Source organism: Anaeromyxobacter paludicola (assembly GCF_023169965.1).
In the GTDB taxonomy this organism is placed as follows: Bacteria; Myxococcota; Myxococcia; order Myxococcales; family Anaeromyxobacteraceae; genus Anaeromyxobacter_B; species Anaeromyxobacter_B paludicola.
On the sequence record NZ_AP025592.1, the window covers coordinates 3296227 to 3315275 of the forward strand.

Genomic DNA, 19049 nt, shown 5'->3' on the forward strand with positions numbered 1-19049 from the left:
CGAGGGTGCTCATCGCCGCCGGCCACGACCCGAGCGGCGGGGCGGGGCTCCTGGCCGACCTCTCGGCGGTCGAGGCGGCGGGCGCGCGCGGCTGGGCCGCCGCCGCGGCCGTCACCGCGCAGGGGCAGGGCGGCGCGCGCGGCTACTGCGCCGTCACGCCGGAGCTGCTGGTGGCGCAGGTGGACGCGCTCGTCGGCGGGCCGGAGCGGATCGCCGCGGTGAAGGTGGGCATGATCGGGAGCGCCCGGAACGCCGCGGCGCTGGCGGCCCGCCTGCGCCGGGCGCCGCTGGCGCGCGTGCCGGTGGTGGTGGACCCGGTGCTCGCCGCCACGAGCGGCGCCGCGCTCTTCGATCCCGGACCGCTCACGCTCTTGCACGCCTTCGAGCCGCTCTTCGAGCGGGCGGCGCTCGCCACGCCGAACCTCCTCGAGCTCCGAACGCTCACCGGCCTTCCGGTCCGGACCGACGCCGAGGCGATCCAGGCGGCGCGCCGGCTCGGCTGCCGCGCGGTGCTGGTGAAGGGCGGCCACCGCCGGGGCGCCCCGGTGGACCTGCTCGTGGAGGGGCGCCGCGTCACCCGCTTCGAGGGCCGCCGCCGTAAGGGCACCGCCCGCGGCACCGGCTGCCGGCTCGCGAGCGCCGTGGCGGCGCTGCTGGCGCAGCGGCTCCCGCTCGCCGAGGCGGTGGCGCGGGGGAAGGCGCTGGTGGAGCGGTACCTGGACGGCGCCGCGGGGTAGGTCCCGTAGGCGCCTCGCCCGCCGTGTGGCCAGCGCCTGCCGCGGCACCCGTCACCGCTCCGGCGCCGGGGGACGCTCGCTGCGCGCCTCGCTCCGGCGGCTCCGCCAGTTCTCGATACCGGTGCGCTGCCGGGGGCGCAGAGCGCTCGACCCCGCTGCGTCATTCTACTGGTCACGGCGCTCGGCTATGGCGCTGTCTTCCACGGGGGACCGTCGCCCCAGCGGTCACGCGGTTCGATCATCGCCGGCGGCCCGCCTGCGCTGCGGTGCTCGGAGCATCCCCCGTCGCCTGTCACCGAGCGGGACCGTGACGCGGAATGAAGGAGCAGGCTAACGTGCGTGTCAGCGTCGATGGCTCGGTGTGCCATTCGACCGCGAGGATCCGGGGGACGCGATGAGATGGGCTGCAACCGCGGTGGCGACGATGCTTGCCGCTGGACCGCACGAGGGACTCGGTCAGCAGCCCGGCCCTGCCGCCTGCGACCGCCCCGAGACGACGATCGAGATGAGGGCGTGCGCCGCAGCCAGCCTGGAAGCGGCGGAGAAGGACCTGCAGCAGATCTATTCCAAGGTGCTTTCCAAGCTGACAGATGAGTCGCACAGGAAGGCGCTCCGGGCGTCCCAGGAGGCGTGGCAGAGATACCGCGACGCCGAGGTTCGGCTCGAAGGCGCGCTGTACGAAGGCGGGACGATACGGCCCCAGATCGAGCTGTACTGCAGGGCCAGCATCACGCGCGCTCGCTCGGAGGAGCTGCGCCGACTTCTCGCGGAGAATTTCGACCGCTGAAAGCTCGCCGACGAGGTCCTCCGGCGGGGAACCGGGTGACCCCGGGTGCCCGCCCGCTACCCCGGCCCTCCCCCGTGCTGCGTCTTCTCCGCGAAGAGCGTGTACTTGCGGAAGAAGACCATGGGGATGATGCCGAGCGCGCCCTGGCGGTGCTTCGCCACCACCAGCTCCACGTCCACGACGTCGGAGTTCATGTGCGCCTCCTGCTCCTCCTTCTCCGGCTCGGGGCGGTGGAGGAACATGACGATGTCGGCGTCCTGCTCGATGGCGCCCGACTCGCGGAGGTCGGCGAGCACGGGGCGCTCGCCCTTGCGCTTCTCGACGGCGCGGTTGAGCTGCGAGAGCGCCAGCACCGGGCAGGAGAGCTCCTTCGCGAGGGCCTTCAGGCCGCGGCTGATGGTGGCGATCTCCTGCTCGCGCGACTGGCTGGCGCGGTTCGACGCCGGCGCCTGCATGAGCTGCAGGTAGTCCACGCAGACGAGGTCGAGCCCGCCCGCCTCGCGGGCGATCTTGCGGCACTTGGCGAGCAGGTCGAGCGGGGTGAGCACGAAGTTGTCGTCGAACCAGATGCGGGCGCGCCCCACCCGGTCGCCGGAGATGCCCACCTTGTCCCAGTCGCTCTGGCCGAGCTTGCCCTTCGCCACCCGCTCCGAGTCGAGCTTGGCGTCGGCGGCGAGGAGGCGCATGGCGAGCTGGTCGGACGGCATCTCGAGCGAGAAGAAGGCCACCCGCTTCTCCATCTTCACCGCCGCGTGGGCCGCGAAGTTGAGGGCGAGGGCGGTCTTTCCGACCGAGGGGCGGGCGGCCAGGATCACGAGCGCGCCGGGCTGCAGCCCGAGGGTCTTGTCGTCGAGGGTGGGGAGCCCGGTCGGCACGCCGGTGATGTGCGACTGCCCCTCGAGCTCGCGCTTGTGGACCGCCTCGAGCTTCTCGAGGGCCACCATCACCGCCTCGTTCACGCTGCGGAGGGTGCTCGCGCGCGAGCCCTCGGCGGCGGCGGCGATCTCGGCCTGGGCCTCCTGGAGGAAGTCGCCCACCCGGTCGCCGGCGCGGTGCCCGCGGGCCACCACGCCCTGGGCGGCCATCATCATCCGCCGCAGCCGGGAGAGGTCGGCCACCACCGCGGCGTAGTGGCCGACGTTGCCGGCGGTCCCGACGCCCCGGAACAGGGTGAAGACGAGGTCGGTCGGCACGGCCGCGCCGAGGAGCCCCTTGGCGTCGAGCCGCTGCTGGATCAGCACCGGATCGATCGCCTTCGACTGCTGCGACAGCTCCACGCAGACCGAGAAGACGTGCTGGTGGGCGAGGAGGTAGAAGTCCTCCGTCTTGAGGATGGGGGCCACCTGATCGAAGGCGGTCTCGTCGATGAGCAGGGCCCCGAGGACCGCCTGCTCGGCCTCGAGGTTGTGCGGGAGATCGAGGCCGCCGGGGAGCTGCACCGGAGGGGGCGGGGTCCGGCGCGCGAGATCGTCCTGGGGCATGCGGGCGCGGAGTCTAGCAGCGCCCCCCGACGGCGATCACCGTGGATAGTCGGTGGAAAACCTGTGATCTCGCGGTGGAGGGCTGTGGACAAAAACCCTCTGGCACAGCGGCATCTTGCGCGCGGCGGGCCGCGTCAGTTGAGCCCTTCCCAGCGGTGGAGAAGCTTCTCGCAGACCAGGGCCTGCAGGAGCCGCTCGTCCCCGGGGTGGATCCCGCGGATGGAGATCCCGAGCCGGGTCGCGTCGGTCCAGCTCACCTCTCCCGACACGTAGACCGAGCGGCCCGACAGCTTGAGCCGGACGAAGGCCTCGTCGCCGCGCTTCAGCGGCGGCTTGCGGTGGGTGCGCAGGGCCACGCCGCCGAAGCCGAGGTCGTCGGTGAAGGCGCCGCCGTAGCCGGCGAGGTGCGCCTGGACGGTCACGCGCGCTCGCGGGTGGCGGCGCTTGACCGCGCCGGTCTCGTCCGCGAGCGCGCGGGCCGCGAGCCAGTCGCGCCCCTGCTCCCAGACGCGGAGGTCGGCCGCGTCGAGCGGCCGCAGCCCGTCGAGGACCAGCCGGTTCTTCTCCTCGAAGGAGCGGCGCGAGACGCGCGGCGCGAGCATGCGGGCATTGTGATCGCGCCCCGCACACGTGTCTACATCCCGACCCCGGTTTGGCGGGCCCGGCCCGCGGGGGGGCGCGAGCGCCCCGCACTCGGGGTGCGGCTCCAGGCTTCCGCCGAGGGGGGCGGGTGGCCGCCAGCCGGAGGTGCTAACTTCCGATCGTCAAAGGGGGGTCGCATGCGCGTTCACGCGTGCCTCGGCGCTGCCGTCGCGTTGGTGCTCGCCTGCTCCGGCTCCACCGGTCCCCGCGATCCGGGGCAGGTGGACTTCCTGTCGCAGCCTCCCGGCGGCGGGCGCGGCGGCCCGGCCGTGCCGACCGGCGCGCCGGCCACCACCGATGGCGCGAGCGGCGCGGCGACGCCCAGGCCGGTGGTCGAGTCGGATCTCTACCAGCGCCAGGGCGACACGCTCCTCGTCCTCGACGCCTGGCGCGGGCTGCTGGTGCTGGACCTCGCCGACCCGCTCCAGCCGCGCCTCCTCTCGCGGGTCCCGGTGCTCGGCGAGCCCGTCCACCTCTACCGGCGCGGCGACGTGGCCTTCTTCGGCGTGCGCGGCGCGTTCGAGTACGCGCCCTCGGCCGGGGGCGCGGGGCCGGAGGCCCTCTTCGGCTCGGAGCTCCTCGCGGTGGACGTGTCGCAGCCGGCCGCGCCGCAGGTGCTCTCGCGCTTCCGGCTCGACGGCGAGCTCATCGAGAGCCGCATCGTCGGGGACGTGCTCTACACGGTGGCGCGCCGCTCTGGCTGGTGGGCGCTCGGGCCCCCTCCGGGCGGCGTCGTCGCGGTGGGGTCGGCGGGGGGCACGGGCGTGGCGGGCGGCGGCGCCCCGGCCGGCGCGGACGACCTGTCGGTGGCGAGCTTCGACCTCGGCGACCCGCGCGACGTGCGCCAGGTGCAGGCGCTCACCCTCGACGTCACCGGCTGGGACGCGCACGCCGCCATCGCCGCCTGCGCGGACCCGGCCCGCTGCGGGAGCGCGGCGCGGATCGTGCTCTCGCTGTCCGGCTACGCGCCCGGCGGTCCGACCACGCGCTTCCAGCCGATCGACGTCTCCGATCCGGGCGGCGCGCTCGTGGCCGGCGCGTCCTTCGACGCCGAGGGCGCCGTCCTCGACCGCTTCGCGATGGACTTCGACCCGGCGAGCGGCCTCTTCCGCGCGGCGCTGGCGAACGGGACGAGCGGGGGCACGCTCCGGCTCTGGCGCGCGCCGGACGTCTCGGCGGCGGTCCCGGCCGGCTCGCTCACGGTCGGCGACGGCGAGGCGTTGACCGCCGCCCGCTTCGACGGGGCGCGCGCCTACCTCTCCACGGCGGCGCGCATCGACCCGCTCTTCGTGCTCGACACCTCCGACCCCGATCACCCGGTGAGCCTGGGGCAGGCCGACCTGCCCGGCTGGCTCGACGCGCTCGAGCCGCGCGGCGACCAGCTCCTCGCGCTCGGCCACGCGCCCGGTCCCAGCGGCGCCGGCGCGACCCTGGCGCTGTCGCTCTTCGACCTGTCCGGCGGCGCGCCGGTCAAGCTGTCCCAGGTGCCCTTCGGCGCGACCTGGGGCTTCGTGGCCGCCTCGCGCGACGACCTGCGCAAGGCGCTCACCGTGGTGGACGGGGCGGGCCTGGTGCTCGTGCCGGTGCAGGGCTACGACTGGCAGCGCCAGGCCTGGAGCGGCGGCACGCAGCTCTTCGACTGGACGCCGGGGGCGCCGGGCCCGCTCGTCCTGCGCGGCTTCCTCTCCCACCCGGGCTTCATCACCCGGGCCTTCCCGCTCGACGGCGCGGCGGTGCGCCTCGCCGCCCTCTCGGACGAGGCCCTGCAGCTCCTCGACGCCTCCGACCGCGACCACCCGGCCGAGCTGGCGCGGCTCGAGCTGTCCCGCCCGGTGAACGCGCTCGCCATCGTGCGCGGCGCGGCGGCGGAGCTCTGCGGAGAGCTCACGACCGGCCGCCAGGAGCTGGTGGTGGCGCCGGCGAGCGAGCCGGACTCGGCGTCGCCGCTGGCGCGGCTCGCCCTCCCCGACGGCGCCGCGAGGCTCTTCCAGGACGGCGACCTCCTCTGGCTCCTCACCTCCGACTGGCGCACCGGGACCGCGGCGCTCCTCGCGGTCGACCTCTCCGATCCGGCGCACCCGCGGCTGCGTGGCCGGCTCGACCTCACCCCCGAGGAGGCGGGGAGCTGGTTCGCCGGGTCCTGGGGCTGGGGCGACCAGGCGGTGCTCGCCGGGAAGGTGCTGGCGCTCCACCGGGCGGGCGGGGGCTACGCCGTGCCGCTCGCGGCGGCCGCGCCGGGCGGAGCGGCGGCCGGCGCCCCGGCCGACGAGGTGCGGCTCTTCGACCTCGCCGACCCCGACCACCCGCGCCGCGCCGCCGTGGTCGCGCTCCCGAGCGGCGGCTGGTCCTGGGGGCTGGCGGCGGCGGGGCCCTACCTCTGGATCACCCACCTCGAGTGGGTGCCGGACGACGCGCAGGGGCGGGTCCGCTACTACGTGGATCGGATCGACGCCGGCGATCCCGACCGGCCGGTGCTCCTGCCCAAGGTGAACGTGCCCGGCGTCTTCGCCGGCGCGAGCGGCAGCGGCGCGCGGCTCTACACGCTCGAGGGGACCTGGGGCGACGCGCCCACCACCGCGCTCCACGCGCTCGACCTCACGGCGGACGGGAAGGCGCGGCTCGCGGCGAGCGCCACCTTGCCGGGCTGGGGCGGCGGGGCGCTCCTCGCGGGCGGCCAGGCCTACCTCGAGACCTGGCCCGCCGACGCCGGCGGCGCGCGGCTCGCGGCGGTGGAGCTCGCCTCGATGCGGGTCACCTCGAACGAGCCGCTGCCGGTGGCGTGGGGCTCGCTCGCCCGGGCGGCGGGCGGGAAGCTCTTCCTGCAGGCCGGGTGGTACCGGAGCGGCGTGCTGGTCTACGACCTCGCCGACCCGGCGCGGCCCGCCTTCGAGCGGTTCGTGCGCACCAACGGCTGGATCGCCGACGTGGTGGTGGACGGCGCGACGGCCTACCTGCCGAGCGGGCCGTACGGGGTGCAGACGGTGGCGCTCGGGCCGTAGCGGCTCCTCCCGCGACTCAGCGGCGCGCCGGGCCACGGGCCGCGCCGCCGGGATCGTTGGGGCGCTCCGGCCGCGTCACCCCGCCCGGCGCGGACCGGCCCTCAGGCCGCCACGCGCGCGCCGCTCCCCAGGAGCCGCTCCGTCACCGGGATGAAGAGCAGCATGACGCCGACCACCACGTCGTTCCACGACGCGAAGTGCTCGTGGAGCGGCACGAGCCAGAGCGAGGCGATGATCCAGGCGCCGAGCGGCAGGTAGAACCACCGCGCGCCCGGGCGCCGCCAGGCCGCGCGACGGCCCGGTTTCGGCGTGACCGCCGGCCGGCCGCGGGGTAGGTAGCCGCCATGCCGGTCGGGACGAGCGCCGCCACCCACAGCTTCCGCGCCCTGCGGCACCGCAACTTCCGGCTGTTCGTGGTCGGGCAGTTCATCTCGCTCATCGGCACCTGGATGCAGACGGTGGCGCTCGGCTGGCTCATCTACCGCCTGACCCACTCGCCCTTCCTGCTCGGGCTGGCGGGCTTCCTCGGGCAGATCCCGAGCCTGTTCTTCTCGCCGCTCGCCGGCGTCCTCGCCGACCGCTGGAACCGGCACCGGATGGTCATCGGCACGCAGGTGCTCTTCATGGCCCAGGCGCTGGCGCTCGCGGCGCTCGTGCTCTCGGGGAAGGCCACCATCCCCGAGATCCTGGGGCTGAACCTCCTGCTCGGGTTCATCAGCGCCGCCGACGTGCCGGCGCGCCAGTCGTTCATGATCGAGCTGGTGCCGGATCCGCGGGACCTGCCGAACGCGATCGCGCTCAACTCCTCGGTCTTCAACGTGGCCCGCCTCGTGGGCCCGTCCATCGCCGGCGTGGTGATCGGGCTCCTCAGCGAGGGGCTGGCGTTCCTGCTGAACGGGCTCAGCTACGTCGCCGTGATCGGGGCCCTGCTCGCCATCCGCGTGCCGCCCCGGGCGCGCCGCGCCGCGGCCGCGCCGAACGTCTGGGCGCACCTCGCCGAGGGGCTCCGCTACGCCGGCGGGTTCGCGCCCATCCGCGCCGCGCTCCTGCTGCTCGCCCTGGTGGGGCTCGTGGGCACGCCCTTCAGCGTCCTCATGCCGATGTTCGCGAGCGACGTGCTGGGCGGGGGCGCCCACACCCTCGGGTTCCTGGTGGCCTCCATCGGCCTCGGGGCGCTCGCCGGGGCGCTGTTCCTCGCCCGCCGCCGGACGGTGCGCGGCCTCGGGTCGGTCATCGTGTGGGCGGTCTCGGCCTTCGGGGCCGGGCTCATCGCGCTCGCGCTGGCGCGGACCCAGTGGCTCGCCTGCGGGGTGCTCGCGGTGGTCGGCTTCGGGATGATGGTCCACATGGCGTCCACCAACACCATCCTCCAGACGCTGGTGGACCCGGACAAGCGCGGGCGGGTGATGAGCCTCTACACCGTCGCGTTCATGGGGACCATGCCGCTCGGCAGCCTGGCCGCCGGCGCGCTCGCGGGCCGGCTCGGCGCGCCGCTCACGGTCGCGCTCGGCGGCGCCGCCTGCCTCGTCGCGGGCGCCCTCTTCGCCCGCGAGCTCCCGGCGCTGCGCGCGCAGGTCCGACCCATCTACGAGCGGCTCGGCATCGCCCCCGAGGTCGCCACCGGGATCCAGGCGAGCGAGGAGCCCCCGGCGCCGTCCTGAGCGCCCGTCGCGAGGGGCGCACGCCCGCCGCGGCCCGGCGCCCGGCTCGCAGCCGCGGAGGCGGACCGGGGGCGCCTGACCCTACCGGATCGTGTAGTACACCGCGTCCGGGTGGTGGAGCACGATGGCCGAGGTGCTCTGCTCCGGCACCATCTGGTCGGCCTCGGTGAGCGAGACGCCGATGGCCGGCTCGGGGTCGAGCACCCGCCAGAGCTGGCGCTGGTCGGTGAGCTCCGGCCAGGACGGATAGCCCGGGGAGTACCGCTTGCCCTGGCCGTCGGGCAGCCCGAGCTCGGCGCGGACGCGGCGGTGCCAGAGCTCGGCGAGCGCCTCCGCCGCCTCCACCGCGAGGCCGTGCAGGAAGAGGGCGCGCGCGTAGTCGCCCTGCTCCTGGAGCTCGTGCGCCACGCGCGAGGCGTCGCTGCCGACGGTGACCACCTGCAGCGCGCAGACGTCGGCGCCGGGCTCCTCGCGGAAGTAGTCGGGGAGGCAGAGGAACGGCTCCTCGCCCTGGCGCGGGAACTGGAGCCGCGCCAGCTCCTGCCGGCGCCCCTCCGGGTCGAGCAGCACGAGGTCGTTCCCGTCGGCGTGGCAGGGGAAGTAGCCGTAGACCACCCGCGGCGTGAGCCAGCCCTCCCGCTCCACCTCCGCCTTCAGCGCCTCGAGCTTCGGGCCGAACTCGGTCTCGATGGCCCGGCGGTAGGCGTCGCCCTTGAGCTTCACGCCCCACTGCAGCTTGAAGAGCTCGTCGAGGTCGAGGTGCGGCCAGAGCGCGCGGACCGGGATCTCGCCGGCCGGGATCACCTTGCGCCCGAGGAACGGCGCCCGCGGCACCCGCGCCGCCGGCTTCACCAGCCGCCGCCCCGCCGGCTCGGCGCGCGGCTTCGGCGCCCCGCTCACCGGCGAGTCGCGGTTGGCGATCGCCTTCTCGCGCACCTGGGCCTGGAAGGCGGCCCGCTTCTCCGGGCTCGCGAGCGCCTCCACGATCTCGAGCCCCTCGAAGGCGTCACGGGCGTAGAACACGCCGCCCGGGTAGGCGCTCCCGTCCTGGAGGAAGTGGGCGCGGTAGCCGAAGCGCCGGTTGATGGCGGCGCCGCCGATGATCACCGGGAACTCGAGCCCGCGCCGCGCCAGCTCCTCCACGCAGTAGGGCATCTGCTTCGAGGTGGAGACGAGCAGCGCGGAGAGGCCGATGGCGTCGGCGCCCACCTCCACCGCCTTCTCGATCACCGTCGCCACCGGCACCTGCTTGCCGAGGTCGAAGACCGTGTAGCCGTTGTTGGCGAGGATGGTCTTCACGAGGTTCTTGCCGATGTCGTGCACGTCGCCGTACACGGTCGCGAGCACCACCTTCCCCTTCGTGACCCCCTCGACGCGGTCGAGGAACCGCTCCAGGTGGGCCACCGCCCGCTTCATCACCTCGGCCGACTGGAGCACGAAGGGCAGGATGAGCTCGCCCGCGCCGAACCGGTCGCCCACGTCCTTCATCGCCGGGAGCAGGACCGAGTTGAGCACGTCCACCGCGGAGCGGCGCGTGAGCGCCTCGTCCAGGAGCGCCTCGATCCCCTCCGGCCGGCGGTGGAGGATCTGCAGGTGGATCCGCTCCTCGGCGGTCTTGCCGGCGAAGAGGTCCTCGGCGGCGACCGCCGCCTGCGGCGCCTTGCCGGCGAAGTGCTCGATGAGCCGCGCGAGCGCGTCCTCGCGGCGGTCGAAGATCAGGTCCTCGGCGAGGGTGCGCTCCTCCTCCGGGATGGCCGGGTAGGGGCGGAGGTCCTTGGGGTTCACGATGGCGAGGTCGAGCCCCGCCTTCACCGCGTGGAAGAGGAAGACCGAGTTCAGCACCTCGCGCGCCGGCTTCGCGAGCCCGAAGCTCACGTTGGAGACGCCGAGGCAGGTGAAGACGCCGGGGTGCTCGGCCTTGATGCGCCGGATGCCCTCGAGCGTCTCCACGGCGCTGTGCCGGTACTCGGCCGAGCCGGTGGCGAGCGTGAAGGTGAGGGCGTCGAAGCAGAGCGCGTCGGGTGCGAGCCCGTACTCGGCCGCGATGGCCACCGTGCGCTTCGCGATCTCGGCCTTGCGCTCGGCGGTCTGGGCCATGCCCTTCTCGTCGATGGTCATCGCGACCACCGCCGCGCCGTAGCGCTTCACCAGCGGGACCACCTTCTTCACCCGCTCGCCGCTCTTCTCGAGGTTGACCGAGTTGACGATGCAGCGGCCGGGGTAGCTCCGCAGCGCGGTCTCGACCACGTCGGCCTCGGTCGAGTCGATCATCAGCGGCGCGTCCACGGCCTGCGCGAGCAGGCGCGTGAGGGTGCGCATCTGGTGACCCTCGTCCTCGCGCTCGTTGAGCGCCACGCAGACGTCGAGCACGTGGGCGCCCGCCTCCACCTGGTCCCGGGCGATGCGCAGGAGCCCCGCGTAGTCGTCGGCGAGGAGCAGCTCCTTCACCTTGCGCGAGCCCTGCGCGTTGACCCGCTCGCCCACGATGAGCGGCCTGGGCTCGAGGTCGAGCGGCACCGCCTTCATGGCCGACGAGAGCACCGGCAGCGGGGCCGGGCGCTTGCGGCGGGGCACGGTGACGCGGGCGAGCCGCTCCACCACCGCCCGCATGTGGGCCGGGGTGGTGCCGCAGCAGCCGCCCACCAGGTCCACGCCCAGCTCCTCCACGAAGCCCGCCAGCGCCTCGGCCAGCGCCTCCGGGGAGAGCTTGTAGACCGCCTTCCCCTCCACGTTCTCGGGGAGGCCGGCGTTGGGGAGCACCGAGACGAGCTTGCTCGACCGCTCGCAGAGCAGCCGCACGCTCTCCCGCATCTCGGCGGGGCCGGTGGAGCAGTTGAGGCCGACCGCGTCCACCGGGAGCCGCTCCAGGGTGGCGAGCGCGCTCGCGATGTCGGTCCCGAGCAGCATCCGGCCGTTCTGGTCGATGAGGGTCGGCTGGGCGATGACGAAGACGTCGCGCAGCGCCTCGCGCCGCACCTCGTCCACCGCCAGCACCGCCGCGCGCAGCTCGAGGATGTCCTGCTGGGTCTCGATGATGACGGCGTCCACGCCGCCCTCGACGAGGCCGCGCGCCTGCTCGGCGAAGATCTGCTCCAGCGCTCGCGGGGTGATGTTGGAGAGCGCCGGGTCGGAGGACGACGGCAGCATGCCGGTCGGGCCGATGGAGCCGGCCACGAAGCGGGGCTGGCCGGGGGTGGCGTGCCGCTCCGCGGCGCGGCGGGCCAGGATGGCGGCCCGGAAGTTCACCTCGTAGGTGCGGTGGCCGAGCCCGTACTCGTCGAGCTTGAGCCGCGACGACCCGAAGGTGTTGGTCTCCACCACGTCGCAGCCGGCGGCGAAGTAGCGGCCGTGGATCGCCTCGATGAGGTCCGGCCGGGTCAGCGTGAGGAGGTCGTTGGCCCCGTCCTGCCCGCCGAAGTCGGCGGGCTTGAGCTGCTGCCCCTGGATCTGGGTCCCCATGGCGCCGTCGAAGACCAGGACGCGCCGCTCTGCCGCTTCTCGAAAAGTCACGCCGCGCTTTCTATCACGCCGCTGTCGCGGCCCGAAAAACCCCTAAGATGGCGCGGTGGACCGCCGCGCGCTCGCCAAACTGCTCGGGATCGCCGCCCTCGCCGCCGTCGCGCGGGCGGCGATGGTCGCGGGGCTCGAGCTCTACTCCGACGAGGCCTACTACTGGCTCTGGTCGCGGCGGCTCGCCCCGGGCTACTTCGACCACCCGCCCATGGTGGCGTGGCTCGCCGCGCTCGGCACCTCGTTCTCGGGCGGGGAGGGCTGGCTCCGGCTCCCCTTCGTCGTCTGCGGGGGGCTGGCGGTGCTCTTCGCCGGGCTCTGCGCCGGCGAGCTCTCCCGCGACCCGCGCGCGCCGATCTGGGGCGCGCTCCTCGCCGCCGCCGCCCCGCTCCTCTCGCTCACCGGCGCGCTCTGCCTGCCCGACGCGCCGGCCGAGGCGGCCTACGCCGCCGCCGCCTGGCTCCTCGCGCGGGCCCGCGGCAAGGGGTGGCTCTGGGCGGGGCTGGCGGTGGGGCTGGCCCTCCTCGCCAAGTACACCGCCGCGCTCCTCGCTCCGGCGCTCCTCCTGCTCGTCCTCTGGGACCCGGCGCTCCGGCGCGAGCTGCGCGCGCCCTGGCCCTGGCTCGCGGGCGCGCTCGCGGTGGCGCTCTTCCTCCCCACGCTGCGCTGGGACGCGGAGCGCGGCTTCGCCTCCATCGCCTTCCAGCTCCACCACGGCTTCGGGAGCGGGACGTCGCTGCGCCGCGTGGGCGAGTACGTGGCCGGGCAGCTCCTCGGGGCCGGGCCGGTGACGCTGGCCCTCGGGCTCGCCGTCCTGGTCCGGGCCCGAAGCTCCGCCGAGAAGCGGGTCGCCGCTGCGACGCTGCTGCCGTTCGCGGTCACCACCTGGTCGGCGCTGCGCGGCCCGGTCGAGGCGAACTGGCCCTCGCTCGCGTACCCGGCGCTCTGCGCGGCGGCGGCGGCCGGGCTCTGCCGGCTGGCGGAGCCGCTCGCCCGGCGCCTGCTCGCCCTCTCGCTGGCGCTCGGCCTGGTGCTGGTCGTCGCCTTCGGGAAGGAGGAGCGGCGGCCCGCGCTCATCGCCGGCACCGCGGCCGCCGAGCGCTTCCACGGCTGGCGCGCCTTCGCCCGGGAGGCGCGCGCCGCCGCCGGCGCCGCCTGCGCGGAGGCCGGGTGCGACCCCTCCGACCCGTTCGTCTTCGCCTCGAGCTACCAGCTCGCCTCCGAGCTCGCGTACTACGGCGGCTGGCGCCGCTTCGGCTTCACCGCCGAGCGCCCCTCGCAGCTCGACGTCTGGGGCGACCGGCCGCGGCCGGGGGAGCCGTTCCTGGTGGTGGGCGACGGCGAGGTCCCGCCGGCGTTCCGCCCGCGGGTGCGGGCCGAGGGCGAGGGGCCGACCCACCGGTTCCTCGCGCCCTGGCCGGGCGCGGTCCGGAGCGGCTCGGTCACCGGATTCGCCCGGTACCTCGGGCTTCGCTGAGGGGGGTGGGCCGGACCGGGGCCCGGCTCGCTACGGGCTCGCCGTCCAGGCCTCGCCGCAGGCCACCTTGCCCGCCGGCGTCTTGATGGTGTCGCAGAAGCCGGGGCTGTCGGAGCCGAGACAGGTCGCGAGCAGCGCCTGGCAGGAGGCCTCGTCGGCGCTCGAGGGCGACTGGGTCGAGAGCTGGTTCTTCACGGCGTTGTTGCAGGAGTCCTGGAGCGACGTCGCCTCGCAGCTGCAGATCCGGTTGCCCAGCTGCTCGCAGGCCGACTTGCCGCAGGCGGCGAGGGCGAGGAGGGCGGCGGCGGCGGCGAACGGTCGGAGGACGCGCATCGAGGGGCGGAGGATCGCCGCGCCGCCGGCAAACGTCAAGCGTTGCCGGCGGCGCGCGCGGGCCCGCCCCTACTTCTCGGTGTGCTGGTGGTCCACCACGTTCCCGTTGGCGTCGGTGGTGGTCTTGTCCTCGACGTGCTTCTTCGAGGTCTTCATCCCCTTCTTCTTGTGCTTCACCTTCTTGTCCACCTTCTTCTCGGTGGTGCCGTCGGCCTTGTCCTTCTTCTCGACCGAGGTGCTGGTGTCCGTCTTCTCGTCCTCGGCCCGCACCGGCGAGGCCGCGAGGGCCAATCCGGCCGCGGCGAGGAGCGCGGTCAGCTTCAGCGTCATGGTGTTCTCCTCCCTGGGCGCGCGACGGCGCGCCGCTCTCCTTCCACGTTGGGTTCCCCTGGGAGCGGGCGCCAGCCGCCGGGCGGGGACAGGAGGGCCCGCCGCGGCGCCCGGCCACCGGCCGCCGGCCCGCCCGCCGGCGTGGCGGGCGCGCCGGATGGCGCCGGCTACTTGCCCGAGGAGCCCTGGCCCGACTCCTGGGCGCGGGTCACGTCGAGGCGCGTCGCGGTCGCCTGGTCGCCGCTCCCCTGGTACGAGGCGCGCACCTGCGCGCCCTGCTGCAGGTCCGAGAGCGACCTCTGCTGGCCGTCGATGGTCACCTGCGTCTGGCCGTTCACCTTGAGCTTCATCGCGCCCCGGTCGGCCGTCTGGACCGTCACCTGGTCCTGGCCGGCCTGCTGCACCTGCCCGGTGATCGACTGCGGGCTCCGCTGCTGCATGGCCTGACCGCTCGCCTGCGCCTGCTGCCGCGCCTGCTGCTCGGCCTGGCTCTGCTGCTGCACCGCCTGGCCCTGCTGCTGCTGGAGCTGGCCCGCCTGCTGCTGGGCCTGGCCGGCCTGCTGCTCCGCCTTCTGGCGCTCCGCGCTGGCCTGCTGCTGGAGCTGCTGCGCCTTCTGCTGCTCCTGCTGCTCCTTCTTCCGGGCCTCGGAGAGCTTCTTCTCCGCGTCCAGCGCCTGCTGGTGGGCGTCCTTCACCTTCTTCTGCTGCTTCGTGGCCTTCTTCTGTGCGTCCTCCGCGCTGGAGAGCGACTTCTCCGAGCGCTCCTGCTGGCTCTTCACCTGCTCGTCGGCCGACTGCTGCGGGTCGCTCGACGACGACTGCCCCTGGCTGCTCCTCGAGCCCTGCTGGCCGCCGGCGGCGACGAGCAGGGCGGCGAGCGGCAACAGGCCCGCGATGTGACGGGTGCGCATCGATCCCTCCTTGTGTGGGTCGTCTTGAACGCTTGGGGGCGCTCCGCGGGAAGTCAACCGGCGGTGCGGCGCGCGCGGTGCACCGCCCGGCGCCGCGACGCACCTTTCCGAGCGGGAGGTGGCCCGTGAAGCTGCCCGGCGCTGGCATGAGCTGGAAGGAGTTCCTGAAGTCGGTCCAGGGCGAGATCTCGCGCAATCAGATCACCGACGTGGCCGGCGCGGTGACCTACTCCGGGATCCTGGCGATCTTCCCGTTCGTGCTCTTCCTGCTCTCGCTCGCGAGCCTCATCATCAAGCCGGAGCAGGCCGAGCAGCTCGTCGACTCGCTCTCGGGCGTGGCGCCCGCGGAGGTGACCAAGATCCTCGGCGACCGGATCCGCTCCATCGCCGGCTCGCCGAGCGTGGGGCTCCTGTCGATCGGCGCCGTCACCGCCCTCTGGGCCGCCTCGGGCGGGATCACCGCCCTCATGCACGCGCTCAACACCGTGTACGGGGTGGCCGAGCAGCGGCCGTTCTGGAAGGCGCGCGGGCTGGCGCTGCTCATGACCATCGTCTCCGGCCTGCTCGCGCTCGCGGCCGCGCTGGTGGCGATCGTCACGCCGGCCGTGGCCGACGCCGTCGGCGGGCCCCTCGGCACCGCGCTCGTCTGGCTGCGGCTCCCGGTGGCGGGCCTCGTCATGATGTTCCTCTGGGCGCTCCTCTACTACGCGCTGCCCGACGTCGAGCAGGACTTCAAGTTCATCACCCCGGGCTCGGTGGCCGGCGTGGTGGTCTGGGTGATCGCCTCCTGGGGGTTCTCCGTCTACGTCTCCCACTTCGGCTCGTACGAGGCCACCTACGGCTCCGTCGGCGGGATCATCGTGCTCCTCCTCTGGATGTGGATCTCGGTCCTGGTGATGCTGGTCGGGGCCGAGGTGAACGCCGTCATCGAGCACCGCTCGGAGGAGGGGAAGCGCGCGGGGGCGAAGCGGCTCGTCGACTCGGGGAGCTCGTTGCCGGCGGGGGAGCAGGTGGCGCGCGAGACCGGCCGCGGCCCGGACGGGCGCCCCTTGCCGGGGGCCGCCGCGGCGCGGGCGCGCCAGCGGGCCGCCGGGAAGCGGACGCCGCTCCGGGGCGTGCCCCTCGCCGTGGGCGCCTTCCTCGCCGGGGCGCTCCTGGCGCGGCGCCGCCAGGAGGCGTGAGGGCCCGGCCGGCCCCCGCGTGAATGCGCCGCCCCCGCCGCCGTCTGCTAGAAGGACCGCATGCAGACCACCCTCCTCCTCTGCGCCCTCGCCGCCGCGCCCGCGCCCGAGGCCCAGCAGCTCGCGGCGAAGGTGCAGGCGGCCTACGAGCGTACCCGCGACCTCGAGGCCCGCTTCGTCCAGACCTACACCTACGCCGCCTTCGGCCGCAGCCAGGTGTCGCGCGGGACGCTCGAGGTGAAGAAGCCCGGCAAGATGCGCTGGGACTACCAGGAGCCGGCGCACAAGACGGTGGTGGTGAACGGGAGCCGGCTCGTGCAGTACGAGCCGGAGGTGAACCAGGCCTACGTGGACGACCACTTCGACGCGACGGCCATGAGCGCGGCGGTCACCTTCCTGCTCGGCAAGGGGAGCCTGGAGAAGGAGTTCGAGCCGTCGATCGGCGAGCGCGGCGAGCTCGTCCTCGTGCCCCGCCGGCCCGACGGGCGGGTGGCCCGCATCGCGCTCGGCGTGGACGCGGCGGGCGACGTGACGTCCACGCGCGTGGTGGACGAGGGCGGGAACGTCAACGAGGTGCGGTTCGAGGGGGCGCGGCGCAACGTGGGGCTGAAGGACTCCCGGTTCGAGCTGAAGCTGCCGGCCGACGTCCGGCGGGTGGCCGCCCCCGGGCGCTGAGCGGGCCGGCGGGGGCGTCGTCCGGCGCCGGGCGCCCTGCGCGACCCCGGGCCCGCTTGCGCCCGGAGGGGGAGGGTTGTAGATCTCCCTCATCCGATGAATCGTGATTCAGGAAATGGACCGGGCGTTCAGCCGCTCCGCGAGCGGGTCCGGCGCGCCACGCGGGCCGCGATCCTCGAGGCCGCCGAGGCGGTCTTCTCGGCGCGCGGCTTCGGCGCGGCGCGCATGGAGGAGATCGCCGAGCAGGCCGGGGTGGCCGTCGGGACGCTCTACAACTACTTCGACGACCGGAGCGCGCTGCTCCTGGCGGTGCTCGAGGAGAGCGCTCGGGAGCTCGAGGAGCGGCTCGGCGACCCGGCACTCCTCGCCGAGGGCCCGTTCGTCCAGCAGCTCGAGCGCTTCTTCGCGAAGGTGCTCGAGCACCAGCAGGCCCACTTCCGGCTCTTCGCCATCCTGGTCCAGGAGGAGCTGGAGCAGGGGCGGCTCCCCGCCCGCCCGGTGCGCCGCCCGGCGCTCCTCAAGCCGATGCACCGGCTGGCGGAGCAGCTCGTCGCGAGCGGCGTCCGCCAGGGGGCGCTCCGCGCCGAGGACGCGGACCTCTACCCCACCTTCCTCGTGGCCATGCTGCGCGGCCTCTTCACCCGCCAGCTCTGCGCCCGCGGCGCGCCGCCCGAGGTGGCGGAGGCGCCGCGGCTGGCCCGCTTCTTCCTGCACGGCGCCGGAGGGCACCGATGACCGCCGCCGCCCCGCGCCCGAAGGTGAACAAGTGGCTCGTCACCCTCTCGGTGTCCTTCGGGACGCTGATGGGCGCCATCGACATCTCCATCGTCAACGTCGCCCTGCCGCACATGCGCGGCGCCGTCGGCGCCACCATCGAGGAGATCACCTGGGTCAGCACCGGCTTCGTCATCGCCACGGTGGTGGTGATGCCGCTCACCGGCTTCCTCGGCCGCATGTTCGGGCAGAAGCGGGTCTACCTCGCCTGCCTGGCGCTCTTCATCGTGGGGTCGGTGCTCTGCGGCACCGCCCGCTCGCTCTGGACGCTGGTGTTCTGGCGCGCCGTGCAGGGCGCCGGCGCCGGCGCGCTCCAGCCCACCGAGCAGGCCATCCTGCGCCAGACCTTCCCGCCCAAGGAGCAGGGCATGGCCATGGCGGTGTTCGCCATGGCGGTCATGCTCGGCCCGGCCATCGGCCCGACGCTGGGCGGCTGGATCGTGGACAACTACAGCTGGCCCTGGATCTTCTACATCAACGTGCCGATCGGCCTCCTCGGCATGTTCATGGTCTACAGCTTCGTCCACGAGGACCCGGAGATCCTGGAGCAGAACCACGCCCTCGCCGCCGCGCAGCGCAAGAACGTGGACTACGCCGGCATCGCCCTCATGTTCGTCGGCCTCGCCACCCTCCAGTACTTCCTCGAGGAGGGCGCCCGGAACGACTGGTTCGAGGACCGCGCAATCACCCTCTGCTTCATCGTGTCGATGGTCTCGCTGGCGTTCTTCGTGGCGCGCGAGCTCACGGCGCGGGTGCCGGTGGTGAACCTGCGGCTCTTCAAGGACGAGGTCTACGCCTCGGGCACGCTCATCGGCGCGGTGATGTTCGCCATGCTCATGGCCAACATGTTCCTCCTGCCGCTCTTCATGCAGGAGCTGCTCGGCTTCACCGCCACCCAGTCCGGCCTCGCGCTCATGCCGCGCACGCTGGTGATGATGCTGGTCACGCCGTTCGTGGGGAAGCTCTACAACCACGTCTCGCCGCGGCTCATGGTCGGCTTCGGCATCGTCATGGTGTCGCTCGGCAACTGGTTCCAGGGGCAGCTCACGCTCGTCTCGAGCCAGCAGGACGTCATCTGGGCCATCGGCGTGCAGGGGATCGGCTTCGCCTTCCTCTTCGTGCCGCTCACCACCGTCGCGCTCTCCAAGGTCCCGCGCCACCTCATGAGCGACGCCACCGGCCTCAACTCGCTCTTCCGCCAGATCGGCGGCTCGGTGGGGCTGGCGGTCTTCGCGACCCTCATCAGCCACCACGGCAAGATCGCCACCGCGGCGGTCACCGCCCACGTCGGCGAGACCAACGCCGCGACCTGGCAGCGGCTCTCCGGGCTGCAGGCCGCGCTGCAGGCCAAGGGCTACGACGTCGCGAGCGCCAAGGCCGCCGCGCTGCAGGCGCTCGCCGGCACCGTCCAGCGGCAGGGCATGGTGCTCTCCTTCGAGAAGGTCTTCCTCATCGCCGGCATCGTCTTCATGGCGGTGCTGCCGCTCCTCTGGTTCCTCCGCTCCCCGGCCCACGGCGGGCCGTCGGAGCCCGTGCACGTCGAGATGTGAT

15 protein-coding genes are annotated in these 19049 nt (G+C 74.1%); 9 read left to right on the forward strand and 6 right to left on the reverse strand.

The genetic code is table 11. The features are described from left to right. Positions 1-5 precede the first annotated feature (5 nt). Together AMPC_RS14755 and AMPC_RS14760 are read left to right on the forward strand one after the other, a co-directional pair. On the forward strand, positions 6-737 hold the full coding sequence (locus AMPC_RS14755) for a bifunctional hydroxymethylpyrimidine kinase/phosphomethylpyrimidine kinase (RefSeq protein ID WP_248342085.1): 732 nt from the start codon (positions 6-8) through the stop codon (positions 735-737). A 361-nt stretch (positions 738-1098) separates the two neighbouring features. Further along, positions 1099-1524, forward strand: a complete 426-nt coding sequence (locus tag AMPC_RS14760) for a lysozyme inhibitor LprI family protein (protein WP_248342092.1) — start codon at positions 1099-1101, stop codon at positions 1522-1524. A 56-nt stretch (positions 1525-1580) separates the two neighbouring features. On the opposite strand, the gene dnaB is transcribed toward AMPC_RS14760, so the two are convergent. Continuing rightward, positions 1581-3005 (reverse strand): replicative DNA helicase, encoded by a 1425-nt coding sequence (gene dnaB / locus AMPC_RS14765; RefSeq protein ID WP_248342094.1) that lies wholly within the window; start codon positions 3003-3005, stop codon positions 1581-1583. Positions 3006-3139: 134 nt separating this feature from the next. Further along, entirely contained in the window at positions 3140-3607 is a 468-nt protein-coding gene (locus AMPC_RS14770) for a PilZ domain-containing protein (protein WP_248342101.1), read from the reverse strand. A 177-nt stretch (positions 3608-3784) separates the two neighbouring features. Here AMPC_RS14770 and AMPC_RS14775 point away from each other — a divergent pair, with 177 nt between their 5' ends. Both AMPC_RS14775 and AMPC_RS14780 read left to right on the forward strand, forming a co-directional pair. Beyond that, positions 3785-6646 carry a beta-propeller domain-containing protein gene (locus AMPC_RS14775; protein ID WP_248342103.1) on the forward strand — a complete coding sequence of 954 codons (2862 nt, stop codon included), beginning with the start codon at positions 3785-3787 and terminating at the stop codon, positions 6644-6646. 344 nt (positions 6647-6990) lie between these two features. After that, positions 6991-8307 (forward strand): MFS transporter, encoded by a 1317-nt coding sequence (locus AMPC_RS14780; RefSeq protein ID WP_248342105.1) that lies wholly within the window; start codon positions 6991-6993, stop codon positions 8305-8307. 81 nt (positions 8308-8388) lie between these two features. Here AMPC_RS14780 and metH read toward each other — a convergent pair whose 3' ends face one another. Beyond that, a complete protein-coding gene (metH, locus tag AMPC_RS14785) occupies positions 8389-11817 on the reverse strand; it encodes a methionine synthase (RefSeq protein WP_248342108.1) in 3429 nt (1142 codons plus the stop codon). A gap of 55 nt (positions 11818-11872) precedes the next feature. Here metH and AMPC_RS14790 point away from each other — a divergent pair, with 55 nt between their 5' ends. Beyond that, positions 11873-13294, forward strand: a complete 1422-nt coding sequence (locus AMPC_RS14790) for a glycosyltransferase family 39 protein (protein WP_248342110.1) — start codon at positions 11873-11875, stop codon at positions 13292-13294. A gap of 30 nt (positions 13295-13324) precedes the next feature. On the opposite strand, the gene AMPC_RS14795 is transcribed toward AMPC_RS14790, so the two are convergent. The 3 genes from AMPC_RS14795 to AMPC_RS14805 form a co-directional block, all read right to left on the reverse strand. Next, on the reverse strand, positions 13325-13627 hold the full coding sequence (locus AMPC_RS14795) for a hypothetical protein (protein ID WP_248342113.1): 303 nt from the start codon (positions 13625-13627) through the stop codon (positions 13325-13327). A gap of 69 nt (positions 13628-13696) precedes the next feature. After that, positions 13697-13957, reverse strand: a complete 261-nt coding sequence (locus AMPC_RS14800) for a hypothetical protein (RefSeq protein WP_248342115.1) — start codon at positions 13955-13957, stop codon at positions 13697-13699. Positions 13958-14124: 167 nt separating this feature from the next. After that, positions 14125-14868 (reverse strand): hypothetical protein, encoded by a 744-nt coding sequence (locus tag AMPC_RS14805; RefSeq protein WP_248342118.1) that lies wholly within the window; start codon positions 14866-14868, stop codon positions 14125-14127. Positions 14869-14993: 125 nt separating this feature from the next. Here AMPC_RS14805 and AMPC_RS14810 point away from each other — a divergent pair, with 125 nt between their 5' ends. From AMPC_RS14810 to AMPC_RS14825, 4 genes are all read left to right on the forward strand, one after another. Then, on the forward strand, positions 14994-16049 hold the full coding sequence (locus AMPC_RS14810; RefSeq protein WP_248342120.1) for a YihY/virulence factor BrkB family protein: 1056 nt from the start codon (positions 14994-14996) through the stop codon (positions 16047-16049). A gap of 60 nt (positions 16050-16109) precedes the next feature. Then, positions 16110-16724, forward strand: a complete 615-nt coding sequence (locus AMPC_RS14815) for a LolA family protein (RefSeq protein ID WP_248342122.1) — start codon at positions 16110-16112, stop codon at positions 16722-16724. 96 nt (positions 16725-16820) lie between these two features. Continuing rightward, positions 16821-17459 (forward strand): TetR/AcrR family transcriptional regulator, encoded by a 639-nt coding sequence (locus tag AMPC_RS14820; RefSeq protein ID WP_248342125.1) that lies wholly within the window; start codon positions 16821-16823, stop codon positions 17457-17459. Further along, positions 17456-19048: a DHA2 family efflux MFS transporter permease subunit gene (locus AMPC_RS14825; protein WP_248342135.1), complete on the forward strand. Its 1593-nt coding sequence runs from the start codon at positions 17456-17458 to the stop codon at positions 19046-19048. Before AMPC_RS14820 ends, AMPC_RS14825 begins: the two co-directional genes overlap by 4 nt. Position 19049: the final 1 nt, after the last annotated feature.

Coding starts and splice junctions, on each gene's coding strand:
- dnaB (WP_248342094.1), bottom strand. CDS start 3,005: ATGCCCCAGGACGATCTCGCGCGCCGGACCCCGCCCCCTCCGGTGCAG.
- AMPC_RS14770 (WP_248342101.1), bottom strand. CDS start 3,607: ATGCTCGCGCCGCGCGTCTCGCGCCGCTCCTTCGAGGAGAAGAACCGG.
- AMPC_RS14775 (WP_248342103.1), top strand. CDS start 3,785: ATGCGCGTTCACGCGTGCCTCGGCGCTGCCGTCGCGTTGGTGCTCGCC.
- AMPC_RS14780 (WP_248342105.1), top strand. CDS start 6,991: ATGCCGGTCGGGACGAGCGCCGCCACCCACAGCTTCCGCGCCCTGCGG.
- AMPC_RS14795 (WP_248342113.1), bottom strand. CDS start 13,627: ATGCGCGTCCTCCGACCGTTCGCCGCCGCCGCCGCCCTCCTCGCCCTC.
- AMPC_RS14800 (WP_248342115.1), bottom strand. CDS start 13,957: ATGACGCTGAAGCTGACCGCGCTCCTCGCCGCGGCCGGATTGGCCCTC.
- AMPC_RS14805 (WP_248342118.1), bottom strand. CDS start 14,868: ATGCGCACCCGTCACATCGCGGGCCTGTTGCCGCTCGCCGCCCTGCTC.
- AMPC_RS14815 (WP_248342122.1), top strand. CDS start 16,110: ATGCAGACCACCCTCCTCCTCTGCGCCCTCGCCGCCGCGCCCGCGCCC.
- AMPC_RS14820 (WP_248342125.1), top strand. CDS start 16,821: ATGAATCGTGATTCAGGAAATGGACCGGGCGTTCAGCCGCTCCGCGAG.
- AMPC_RS14825 (WP_248342135.1), top strand. CDS start 17,456: ATGACCGCCGCCGCCCCGCGCCCGAAGGTGAACAAGTGGCTCGTCACC.